Source organism: Dyadobacter diqingensis, from assembly GCF_024220585.1.
GTDB lineage: Bacteria > Bacteroidota > Bacteroidia > Cytophagales > Spirosomataceae > Dyadobacter > Dyadobacter diqingensis.
In genome coordinates, this window is the sequence record NZ_JAMXKF010000002.1 from 810,968 (window position 1) to 822,717 (window position 11,750).

Annotated in this window: 9 protein-coding genes; 2 read left to right on the plus strand and 7 right to left on the minus strand. The window is 41.8% G+C overall.

Going from position 1 to position 11,750, the window contains the following annotated elements:
* Window positions 1–294: 294 nt before the first annotated feature.
* The 7 genes from pafA to M1L62_RS08850 all read right to left on the minus strand — a co-directional run bounded on the left by pafA (window position 295) and on the right by M1L62_RS08850 (window position 10,466).
* Window positions 295–1,941: an alkaline phosphatase PafA gene (gene pafA, locus M1L62_RS08820; RefSeq protein WP_254412670.1), complete on the minus strand. Its 1,647-nt coding sequence runs from the start codon at window positions 1,939–1,941 to the stop codon at window positions 295–297.
* 82 nt (window positions 1,942–2,023) lie between these two features.
* Window positions 2,024–4,870 (minus strand): TonB-dependent receptor domain-containing protein, encoded by a 2,847-nt coding sequence (locus tag M1L62_RS08825; protein WP_254412671.1) that lies wholly within the window; start codon window positions 4,868–4,870, stop codon window positions 2,024–2,026.
* Between the two features lie 182 nt (window positions 4,871–5,052).
* A complete protein-coding gene (locus M1L62_RS08830) occupies window positions 5,053–6,135 on the minus strand; it encodes a FecR family protein (RefSeq protein ID WP_254412672.1) in 1,083 nt (360 codons plus the stop codon).
* A gap of 86 nt (window positions 6,136–6,221) precedes the next feature.
* Complete coding sequence (locus tag M1L62_RS08835) at window positions 6,222–6,809, minus strand: RNA polymerase sigma factor (protein WP_254412673.1); 588 nt, start codon at window positions 6,807–6,809, stop codon at window positions 6,222–6,224.
* A gap of 353 nt (window positions 6,810–7,162) precedes the next feature.
* Entirely contained in the window at window positions 7,163–7,777 is a 615-nt protein-coding gene (locus M1L62_RS08840) for a RhiA family protein (protein ID WP_254412674.1), read from the minus strand.
* Window positions 7,778–7,988: 211 nt separating this feature from the next.
* On the minus strand, window positions 7,989–8,915 hold the full coding sequence (locus M1L62_RS08845; RefSeq protein ID WP_254412675.1) for a TraB/GumN family protein: 927 nt from the start codon (window positions 8,913–8,915) through the stop codon (window positions 7,989–7,991).
* 12 nt (window positions 8,916–8,927) lie between these two features.
* Window positions 8,928–10,466: a redoxin domain-containing protein gene (locus M1L62_RS08850; protein WP_254412676.1), complete on the minus strand. Its 1,539-nt coding sequence runs from the start codon at window positions 10,464–10,466 to the stop codon at window positions 8,928–8,930.
* 232 nt (window positions 10,467–10,698) lie between these two features.
* Between M1L62_RS08850 and M1L62_RS08855 the strand changes: the two genes are divergently transcribed.
* A complete protein-coding gene (locus M1L62_RS08855; protein WP_254412677.1) occupies window positions 10,699–11,172 on the plus strand; it encodes a hypothetical protein in 474 nt (157 codons plus the stop codon).
* A 115-nt stretch (window positions 11,173–11,287) separates the two neighbouring features.
* Window positions 11,288–11,662, plus strand: a complete 375-nt coding sequence (locus tag M1L62_RS08860) for an ABC transporter permease (RefSeq protein ID WP_254412678.1) — start codon at window positions 11,288–11,290, stop codon at window positions 11,660–11,662.
* Window positions 11,663–11,750 lie beyond the last annotated feature (88 nt).

Sequence of the window (11,750 nt, forward strand, 5' to 3'; positions counted from 1 at the left end):
TTAGTGCTGTGAATGTATAAATTATTTGAAATCGTGATTTCTAATGTATTCAATGGCAGTACAATTACAAAGTACCGATCTCGATTTTAAAGATCCGGTATTAGATATGTAATTTTAAGGCAAGCTAATAAAAAATAACTTTTATACATGGCACTGAACACATTTAAAATCTACACTGCCTTCTTTGATTGTGGCAAAAAACGTCACCCAGATCAGGAACAAGAAGGACATACATGTCAGCTTCACGCTCCTGATCTGGGTGAAAATAATTGCAACCCTAATTATTACATTCTCTCACCTACCCATCACTTCTTCAATGACCTTTCCTATATTTCCATTTGGTTCCAGAATACTCAGCAAAGCAGCGATTGTTGGTGCTGTATCGGCAACTGAAGTTCTTTGGAATGTTTCTCCTGGTTTTACTCCCCATCCATAAAACAAAAGCGGTACATGCGTATCGTTGTTATAAGGTGAACCGTGATTTGCAGCAATGGGCCCTGCCATCCAACCTGGCTCGACAACAATTTGAATATCTCCGCTTCTTTTTATATGATAATTGTTTTTGTACAAGGTTGTCTGATACTCATTCAGCTCCGATTTGTATAATTCATTAAGATTTAAAACATTAGCAACCCCTTCAAAGCCAAGCAGCGTTTTACGTATTACCTCAAAGACGGCGTATGTCGTAATTCCTTTTTCGTCAATCAATTTGTGATTAAGATAAAACTGAAAATTTTCGCTCGCGGTGATAAAATCGCCTTCCCCGAACTTACTTTTCAAGGCCGCTTTTACGTCCGTATTCATTTGCATATAATTGATCCGACCGGCAGGTAATTTATGCTCTTTCCAAAAATCAGCGACATCCATAATACCGTGATCAGCCGTTAGAAAAAACAGATAATTACCCTTACCAAGTTTTTTATCAAGCTTACTTAACATTTCTTCGATATCCTTATCGAGCCGTAAATAAATATCTTCAGCTTCCACAGAATTGGGCCCAAAACCGTGACCGACATAGTCCGGTGACGAAAAACTCACAGCCAGGAAGTCAGTCGCAGCTCCCATTCCCAGATTTTCCTTTTCCAACGCCTCTAGTGCCATTTCCTTTGTAAGGGTATTTCCATGCGGTGTTGATGAGAGAATTCCAAAGGCGTCACCGGCCGTACCGGCAAGGTCATACGGAAAAACTGATTTTTTAGCGGGTGGAAATTTTGCTTCGTAGGGTTGGTCGTCAGAGGTACTTTCTGTATATTCCATCAAGGGTAAAAGCGTTTTCCACCCCTCCAAAATGAGCTGAGCAGGACGCTTCCTGGCGTTATAGCCAGCTACCCATTCAGGTAATTCTTTTGTATAAAAGCTGCTGGTAATCCAGTTCCCTGTTTTGCTATCAAACCAATAGGCTCCATTCGCGGTGTGACCAGCGGGAAGTATAGCCCCGCGATCTTTCAACGCAATACCAATAACTTTTGAACGAAAATTAGTTGCTAAACGCAATTGATCGGTAATCGTACTGACAAGCATGTTTTTGGGCGACATTTTGCCTGCAACGGGGTTTGAACTTCCAACCGTTTCAACGCTGGTATCTCCGACACAGTACATTCTTTTATTCATATGTGTATCAAACCAGTCATTGCCAACTATTCCGTGTACCGATGGTGCCGATCCGGTATATACGGAGGCGTGGCCAGCAGCTGTGACAGTAAGCGCGTAATGATAATGATGATTACGGCAATTAAAGCCCTGATTGAGAATCCTTTTAAAACCTCTTTCGGAATATTTGTCGTAAAATCTGTATAGATAATCATAGCGCATTTGATCGACTACGATACCGACCACCAACTTTGGCCGTTTTACAGGAACTACACTTTCAAGATTTTTGCCGTCGCTCAAATTGGAGAACAACAGTCCGGCAATTGCGAACGCAAATTTTATATATTTCATAAAAAGCAGTGAGATATCAGGAGTAGTGACTCCAACCAGTCACCAAATTTTTGACTGGCTGGAGTCACGTTGAAAGAAGAGATCAGAATGAAATAGTCAGGGCGGTCCAGAAGCTTCTCGGCAAAATAACACGGCCTATCTGCAAAGAGCCATTTTCAAAAGTGCCGTTTGCCAGGAACTGATCTCCCCGAATGTTCCCTTCGGTGAGGCCACGGCTGTTTGCCAGGTTATCAGCCCAAACTCTCAAACCGATCGCCTTTGTAATTTTGCAGTCAAGTCCGGCCGAAATCTCATTATACCCCCCCAAACGGTATACGTTGCTTGGTGAAGTATACCGTTTCCCAATCTGTCGGAAACTGACGAACGCATCGAAAATTTTGTAAGTATAGCTGGCCGACAGCTCCATAATGTAATTCGGTACGCGTTCAGCATAATTTCCCGACCATATGTATGGTTTTCCAGCCAGATCCTCGCGGGCATTATCCGGTGCAGTTACCTCATACTTGGTGTATTTGCTGTTCTGGAATGTAGTAGTAAGTCTGAAATTCAATTCTTTGGATGGCGTATAAGTCGCTTCGATCTCCGCGCTTAAATTACGGCTGGATGCAAACGTCGCGATGTTTATAAATCCTGCGGTCGTGTTGGGTATTGCCATGGTTGACGCAATATTGGTCAGCCTTGCATAGATCAGCGAACTGAATAAGGCAAACTTGGTGGTATTTACCTTATAGCCCCCTTCTGCCATAAATACGCCTCTGTCTTTAACATTTGCCGCATTGAAATTAAAATTTGAATAATCTCCAATGTTCAACGCACTGTAAGTTCTGGTGGCTCTTGCAAATAATGCATGCTGATCGTTAACTTTATAATTCAGCCCCAACGACCCGGTCATGTAGGTATTGTTTTCGTCAAACGACGTGTAATTTGTAAAAGGAGCTACATTTTGAAGTCGTTTTCCCTTCACATGAAACCTGTCGACTCTCAAACCCAGATCAGCTGTTAATTTTCCGAAATTGACTTCATCAGCAGCACTCACAGAAGAAATCGTCGTCAGACCGTCACGAAATGTAGCAATGTTTACACCGCTGTAACCATTACCTGTATTGGCGCCGATAAGTAGCGTCCGTGGCTTATCCTTAATTTCTGTATAGAATGTCGCTCCCAGCGAAAAAGTCTTTACGTCATAGGAATGAAATGCGCCGCCAAAAGACAATGAATGCCGTCCGATCTGTTTGCTTACATCCAGAATATCCACAAATTGCTTGTCACTGGTGGTGGTACCTGCAAAGTTTTGACCGGTGTAAAAGCCAGTTGGACTGGCAAGTTCCTGGCCCCCAGGATAGTAATATTTTACCGAACTTTTGTAGGCAGACGAAGCCGTTACCGTAGCTCCTACAAAACCGCCATTCGTACTCTGATACCGCAGGTTGTTTTTAAAGCTCCATTCACTTTTGGTAGTATGCTTAAATTCAGCACCTGCCGAGATCGATTTAAGGTGAACACCATCGGCAAAATCGTACCTGCGTTTTTGTCCGTCTGGGCTTGTTAATTCCACTTTCGTATCTCTTGTTGCCAGAATTTGTGTCAGAGGATCAAATCCAGGCAATGCCTTGCCCTGCCCCGAACCATCATAGCTATAATAAGACGGCACAAGCCACGTCGTTTTATCATTCAGATATTTGCCATAAAAGCGGATGTAGCTGTTGGGCTTAAACTGGTAAGTAAGATTCATTTTTACCTGCCCACCCTCATTGGCGCGGTAAGACGGTGGACGAATACCATCATCAGCCCTGTAAAATCCGCCAACATTAAATTTGACTTTTGAGCTTAAAGGGCCTCCTATGTTAAGGTCAAACCGGTTTGCATTTTGAGAGAGACCCCGCGTATACTTCACCTTCCCTCCAAACTTATCGCCACCAGTATGAGACAAAACGTTGATCAGCGCACCAGGTGTATTTGCCAAAATTATTGCTGCGTTTCCTCCCCGGACCGCTTCCACATTTTTTACGGTTAAATCAACCTTATAATACTGATCAGCAGATGGACTGGTACTGAATCCCGTCGGAAGTACAGGCAAGCCATCTTCCATGACACCCATAAACACATAACCTCCGCCCGGTAAACCTCGCACCCGGACACTGCCAGGGCCATCTCCCCCACTGCTTTCCACCGAAAGACCAGGAATAGCTTTAAGCATATCGGTACTGTTTAAGGGAGGCCTCTGGGTCAACTGTTTAGCACTGATCGTGGTAATGGCAACACTTGACTCTATCTTTTTCTTGGGTGAGCCGCCTGACGTTACCACTACCTGATCGAGTTGTAAATTATCTTCCAGTAACACAATGTCCAGCTTCACATCACCACCTCTTATTTCAATTTCCCTTTTAAGACTTTTAAATCCTACACTTGTAAACTGAATGGTATGTTTGCCATCAACAACATTATTGAAAGTAAACATGCCATCCTGATCCACGATCTGGTTTCTGGTTTGATTCAGAAAAACCGTGGTTCCGATCAGAAGATCGCCTTTCACATCAGTCACTTTTCCACGAATTGTACTTCCCTCTATCATGGGTCGCGGAATAGCCAATGGTGTGATAATACTCACTGCATTCTTTTTAAGCACGATGTATTTACCGGATATTTCATAGCTGATTTTGAGTGGGGACAACACTTCGTTCAATACACTGGCAAGCGTCTCACTTTCTGCTGACACCGAGACTCTTTCGTGCGCCGATATCAGCTGCGGAACAAAACTAAATTTGACGTCCACTCTTTTTTCGATCTTCGAAAGCACATCCCTGAATTCCTGGTTGGTTACATCAATACTCAGTCGCCTTTTCAGTAAATCCTGACTATACCCATCCTTGGCCAGACTCAGGCCAAAGGTAAGCAAGACAACAAACAACGGCGGTACAGTGATTTTCATAACTGTCAATAGGGAAGAGAAAAATTGTCGATATTTTTCCATAAATTTGAACTGGTTTTGTTAATTAATTAAGAAACGATTGACGAACTACACCTTTCCTATCCTTGCGAGGGAGAAGAAAAGGGCATTATTGGTCGGAAATGTTGCGAGCATTTCCGACTTTTTTTTACACTGGTATTATATTATTTACATCCTTTGCCTTCGATCAGAATTTCGCTTCCCATCACTTTATAGGTTGCATTGAGCGTTTTACAAATCACGCGAAGCTTATCATAAAGACCTTCATCTTCCAGCCCAACGATCAGCGAACAGTTTTCAAAAATTGTTTTATCATAAACCAGATTGATACCATAAGCTTTGGACAATACCTCAAACACCTCATTAACAGGCGTATTTTCAAAAGTAAAATCACGCGTCTTCGAAGCCTTGTCTACCAAAACAGGATTATCAACCAGCGTCTTGGCCAAATGTGCATTCCTCCGGGAGTAAACAGCTTTTTGATTTGGCGTTAGCAAAAGGCCTGAAAGTACGGAGCTGTGTTTTTCAGGTATGGTTTCAAATTGATCTTGTAGTAACACCGCTACTTTCCCCGTAACTACCGACACCGTCACATCCTTATCATCCTCGTTGGCAGTTATCGTAAAACTCGTCCCAAGAACCTTGGTGACCAGCCCATTGGAATAGATTATGAAAGGTTTTTCAGCATTCTTAGCGACATCAAAAAAGGCTTTTCCCTGCAGATAGACCGTTCTGGTTTTCAAGTTAAAATCCTGACTGTATTTGAGGCTGCTGTTATTTTCCAAAACGACAACGCTGCCATCTGATAACACCAAGTTCTTCGATTTTCCTGACGTGTTGATTTCCTTGGTCATATTCGACAAGCCGGCTATATCGCCAGCCCATCTGAACATGGTGTTCCGTTTTTCAGAAAGCTGGTAACCGATAAAACAAATTGCAAACACAGCAATTGCGGCGGCAACTCTAAAAAATACAGGCCTTAAAACTACAATCCTGGATTTCTTGACGGTTCCCTTCTTAATGTTTTTCCAGATTTCCTCAACGACCCGATCGTCTTCCTCACTTTGCTGAGAAGCCTTCAACGACAATATCAGTTTTTTTGCATCCGAGACTACCGGTTGTTGCGAGGGATATTGCGCTAAATAATTATCCCAAAAAGCAGAGGTACTTTTCCTCAGGACCCATTCTTTGAAAGAATCATCTGCTATAAAATCATTGAGTTGGTATAGGGAGCGGTCTTCTTTCATGGGCTAAATGTTTCATTTAACACCTAATGGAGAAACCGACCGTTTTTAATCCATTTTTTTTGATAAAAAATCACAAAAATTCTGAATCAACTGAAAATGAGAAAGATAATTATAAATAATTTTATATTTTCTTTTAGAAATTTAAGACCACCGTAAATGAGTTTGCAGGCTGATTGATAGTTGAGGCTCATCATTTCGGCTATTTCTTCGTTACTAAAATTGTGAAAATACCGAAGGTTTATTGCTTCCTGCTGGCGTCTGGACAATTTCAAAATAGCTTTTTGCAGCCGTTCAATACGCTCCGATTCAATCTCTTCATCGAAAAAATGAAAGGTAACAGAAGGATCTGACAACGTTTCGAAGGCGTTGTCCAGCGGGATATGCGAAATGTCCTTCGAGAATTTACTAAGCTTATTTCGCAACGAACGAAAGAGGTAGAATTTGACAGAATCTGTATTACTCAGCCTTTCCCGGCTATTCCATAGCTCGATAAAAAGATCCTGAATGGCATCCTGAACCAGTTGACGATTAGAATTGATCTTATTTCCATAATTCAACAGGCCTTGTATATGTGTTTCATATATTTCACCAAAAGCCGACTCATCTCCTGACTTGAAAGCTTTCCAAATCAAAGACTCGTCTTTAACCAGCTTTGGGTCCTTAAATGATTTCATCGTAAAATACTGTCTTCTACAAAGTAATTGATTTAAAAGGTGGAAACAAATTTATTAACCATTCAAGATTTATTTATACTTAAAGCAAACAAATGGCAATCAATATCCCTGGAAAGTGTTATTGGACTGCTACGCCATCTCATAAAGAATTTCGCCCTGCAAATAATTGTTTTGCAGGGCGATGTGGTATAAAGTTGCGATTTCGCCATGACGACGTCAATCTTGTTCAATCGAGGTTAAGAACCAGGCAGTTTCCTACTTGCTATATTTGACCTCGGAAAGCATGCAGCAGTCAAACTCAATTTGCAGACCAAACTTCAATTACCTAAAAATTTCGTTTACAGTCACGCCTGTTAATCAAGTCCCTGCGTAACAGTCCAGGTACCATCCTCATTAATTGTGGCATTCATTGAAAAAATGCCATGTGGAAAAACAATCTTCACTGCATTAGGTATTTCAGATTGATTTAGTACCTGGCCCTGCTTAAACTCCCCAAACGTTATCCAATATCCCTGGATAGGAGAAAACGAAAAAGTCATATTGGGCTGAGCTTGTACCGCCAGCGTGCCCGAACCCGACATGCCTATACCTATACTCGCCTGGTTAAAAGCAGTAGTAGTGTCAGTAGAAACGCTCAGGACACCTTGCTGATACCCACTTTTTTGATCTATAAATTTGTAATTATTGTCCTGTTTTGTAAGTGTTATTGCATTGTTTTCAGCCAGACTGGTCAGAAAAGCTTCGCCGGCATTAAAAATGCCCCCCGGCCTCAATTCACCCGTTTTGGCCCAAAAAAAATAAAAATCAGTATTCCACGAAATAGGCACCTTGGCGTGTGGGTTTGCAGACTGCACAAGCCAAGCCAGGGGAAAACTGCCGGGGGTTGGATTGTTAGGATTTTGTTGGAATATGCAAAAGTTTCCGGGGGAGCTTGAATTGTTGAGAAAATTGATGGTGTAAGTTGGCATGATTGCTTCTTGGTTTAATGTGATAGATTTGGGTATTACTGTTTAAAAGCAGCTTATCACCAATGACTTACTTGCTTATTTAAAAAATGTAAGGAAGGAAACTGATACGAAGAAATACTGCTGTAACAATTTGAGATACAATCAGATTCTTCTGGTAGATTTTAGCCCAAAATTATGATGGATGAGTAACCAGCGAAAAACAGCGAATGAACTAGGGTTTGCGGAGTAAAACCGGTTCAACCGTGTAACCTTTCGACCTCAATAACATGATGATTCCGGTCTTGTAATAGAGGTGGCCAAGTCCAACGGCTATCAGGCATGGCTTGCGGGATAGCTGATCCGTCATTTTGGGCATCCAGTTTTTATTTCGCTGTTCTATCGGCACAAAGTCGAAGTCGTCAGACTGTTGCACTTTCACCGGATACTCATCCAGCCGATAGTTTATTTTCATTTGCTTGTAATCTAAAACCGCATCTTCGATCCCTTCTGTCTGATATATATTCCAATCCGGCTTGTCACTGTTTTTTATGTGGTTGATGGCGCGAAAAAGGTATTGCTTTGCATGATCAATCTCCGACGAGTCGAATTCAGTCGTTGCCACACGGTCCAAACGGTCGCCTTCCCTGCCAAGCTTTATGTAAAGGTCAAATAAATCTTTGTCCATCAACCTGGTGATCCCGTTCGCACCGCTACTTCCGGAAATTAATGTTGTGACAACCGCCGCTTCCATTTCGGCAATGGTCATAGCCTCCGCCTCAGGATTGTTCCGGATACCTTCCCCTACTCTTGCCACAAAAAATGAATCCAGGTAATTGAACTGGCTTTTATCAAGCAAAGGCAGCGCTTTCAACGGCTTTTCCTTTTTAGCCGGTGAAGCAGGTTTCGAAGTATAAGCCTCGTTCAGAATAAACTCGGTGCTGTCAATCACTTCCTTCATTTCAGGATATTTTAACAGCCAGTCGGCCTCCGTCAGATGAAATGTCCCCACGATATAAGATGGTTTGAGACAGTCACCTCCTGAAATTTTCCAGAGTATGGTACCAGGAACCGGTTCCGGAACCGCATCCTTCCTTTGCCCCCACGAACAATTTACGATCAACAAACAAGTAATAAAAAAATATAATGCGCTGATTTTCATGGTACGTTATACTTATTTTTCCGGTCCTTTTTCTAATAAGGAAGATATCATCAATTTCAGGGTCCGGCGATTTCTGTTGTCAATACGAAAGTTTTTAAAAATAATCTTTCCGTCTTTGTCTATCAAAAAATTGGTAGGCTGGCTATATACACCATAATTCTGGCTCGCAAAAGTTGGGTCACCGCGCAATGGAATAAACGAATACTTATTGTTTTTTATGAATGGAATCACATAACCGTCTTGCGACGGAAACACATTAATGCCAAGATATACCAAACTGTCGCCCTTGAACGAATCCACCACCGACTGAAAATGCGGAAATTCAGCTTTGCAGGGACCACATCCCGGAAACCAGAACGTAAGCAGAATGACTTTGCCTTTCAGCTCATCCAACCTTAATGTTCCGTTGCTGGTATAGAGGCCCAATTCAAACGGATAAGCAGCGGTGGCTGTGCTATTCCTTATCCTTTCGATATCTTCAACAATATGCACCTTATCCTTCCCTATTTTATTTCCATACAATTCAAGTGCATCGTGAAGCGGGTCACTGGGCCGCTTCGCAAACTTTACAGACAGGCCGTCATAAGCCTCTCGTGCGCCACCTGCTCTTTCTTGCAACGACGCTTTTTTTAGGGTGATAAAATCGTCAATATAATTAAACCCGGGAAGTTTCATCCGATCAAGTTCAATAATGGCACCTTTGTAGTTTTGCTCCTGTTCCAGTTTGTCAGCCCTAATTAATGATTCAGCCACTTCTTTTCTGGACGTCCAGTCGGTATCGTTACCCACCTCGTTGATTAACAGCAAGGCCTTTTCAGGATTTGTTTGCAAATAGGCATCCGCCAATCCTCTCAGCCGGAATGTTGTTTTAGCGAATTTTTCCGGGGGATACAATTCCCGGAGCGCTTCAAGACAGCGAATCTTGTCATGAAGGTTGGTACTGTGCTCGCCTAACCAATACAAAGCCTGTCCTCCAAGGTCATTTTCCGGGAACTGCTGTGCAAAATCAAAAACTTTCTTCTCGAAAGTATTCCGATCGCCATTTTCAAAAGTTGCAAGTAAACCGTAAGCATACACGGCATTCGAAGGGTCTGCCAGCGTTGCCTTTGTTATATATTCAGCCGCCAAATCGTCTTGTCCCCACCTGCTCGCATCTGCCGAAAGCATAGCCCATACCTTCGCATTTTCTGGATCCATTGCAGCAGCTTTTAACAAAAAATCCTTCGCCTGCGGCATTTCTGCATTGTGATAAATTGTACCGATGGCCAATGGAATATTCACATTTTTCGGATACTTCTTCATCCACAAATCGTATTGCGTCAGCAGAGCAGGGTTACTATACCCCATCTCATACATATATTTCCGGTGGGCTTTCAGGCTATCCAAATTAGCTTCTACAACTACGAAGGCTTTTTTTATGTCCTCAGCCGCTCCGGGTCCCATACGCTTCGGAATTTGCGCCAAAACCTGGGCTGAAATACAAATCAGCATCAATAAAATCGCAATTGACTGAGCTCTCTTTTCAATCCTTATTCTTAGATCATTCATCATGTATCATGGCCTCTGTTGAATACTCAAAAGCAGAATATACCGCCTGTTTACTTACTACTCCAACTTATTATATTAAAAAAAAATATTCAATTTATCACATATCAATTCTTGTGTAAATCATTGTACAGGAGTCGTTTGCAACAGCGTGTTTGGTAAACAGCCGAATTAAATTTCTGTACGACTTATAACTTATTAAAGTTTATTATATATTGGTAACTTAAATAATATATACATGAAAATATCCTTACTAATTATCACAGTTTTACTGATTCGCGGATGTACACCTGAGCAAGAGCCTATAACCAGAGCAAACAACTTTGATATAGTTTTGACATCTTCGGATCAAGGCGATCGTATTTCCTTGCGCAGAGGCTTGATCGAATACCATAATCGTCACGATGTTGGCGATGTCCCCTTTATGCTGGATTCCGTGGAATCAGATATAATTTTCAAAAGTGTACCCTGGAATTTATTACAGGAACTCCCAACGTACTATGAGCCGTCAGGCAAACAACGCCTTGGGGACAACTTTTACGAAATACAATTTATAAATGGAAGTATCCGAAAAACAATCAAACTCTCAAACTACGCCGACTTTGGTGATCAGGCTCACACAACCCAGGCAATTAAAGACTGTATAGGCATAGTGCATAAAATTGTACGTCCAAAATCAGATGTCAAGCCATTGCTCATGTTGGAGATTTGAATGGAGGGGGTTAATACCTAAAACTTGGTCTCTGGTGTCTTTGAAAAAACGACGCGGATATTGAGTTGGTTTTTAAGTGATATTGATAAATCGGACAGACGGTCGCCTCAGTAATATGTTTGGTCTCTTCTCCATTCTGGCCATTATCGTTGCCTGCCTTGGTTTACTGGGACTTTCCACTTTTGTCATTAAACTCAGAACAAAAGAAATCGGCGTTCGTAAAGTACTCGGAGCTTCTGTGATCGGTTTGCTTGTCCTGATCTCCAAAGATTTTGTAAAAATGGTGTGCATTGCATCGGTTATCTCCATTCCGGTTATTTACTATTTATCCAATGCCTGGTTGGAAAATTATGCATTTCACATAACGCCCGGGCTTTCTGTTTTCATCATTCCGCCAGTTTTACTGTTGATATTAACGCTCATTACAATTTGCAAGCAAAGCCTGAAAACTGCACTTACGAATCCTGTAAAGAGTTTAAAGAGTGAGTAAAAACGTCTGTTCCAACAAAGTTCTAATGATTTATGAGGATTCTCAACGCTCTGCCACCAGAACACGAAATCGAGACTGTAAAAAAGAG

What these genes read in the sequence shown, in the direction of transcription:
- M1L62_RS08860 (WP_254412678.1), top strand. Translation starts at nt 11,288, where the DNA reads ATGTTTGGTCTCTTCTCCATTCTGGCCATTATCGTTGCCTGCCTTGGT.
- M1L62_RS08835 (WP_254412673.1), bottom strand. Translation starts at nt 6,809, where the DNA reads ATGAAATCATTTAAGGACCCAAAGCTGGTTAAAGACGAGTCTTTGATT.
- M1L62_RS08825 (WP_254412671.1), bottom strand. Translation starts at nt 4,870, where the DNA reads ATGAAAATCACTGTACCGCCGTTGTTTGTTGTCTTGCTTACCTTTGGC.
- M1L62_RS08840 (WP_254412674.1), bottom strand. Translation starts at nt 7,777, where the DNA reads ATGCCAACTTACACCATCAATTTTCTCAACAATTCAAGCTCCCCCGGA.
- M1L62_RS08850 (WP_254412676.1), bottom strand. Translation starts at nt 10,466, where the DNA reads ATGATGAATGATCTAAGAATAAGGATTGAAAAGAGAGCTCAGTCAATT.
- M1L62_RS08830 (WP_254412672.1), bottom strand. Translation starts at nt 6,135, where the DNA reads ATGAAAGAAGACCGCTCCCTATACCAACTCAATGATTTTATAGCAGAT.
- pafA (WP_254412670.1), bottom strand. Translation starts at nt 1,941, where the DNA reads ATGAAATATATAAAATTTGCGTTCGCAATTGCCGGACTGTTGTTCTCC.
- M1L62_RS08855 (WP_254412677.1), top strand. Translation starts at nt 10,699, where the DNA reads ATGAAAATATCCTTACTAATTATCACAGTTTTACTGATTCGCGGATGT.
- M1L62_RS08845 (WP_254412675.1), bottom strand. Translation starts at nt 8,915, where the DNA reads ATGAAAATCAGCGCATTATATTTTTTTATTACTTGTTTGTTGATCGTA.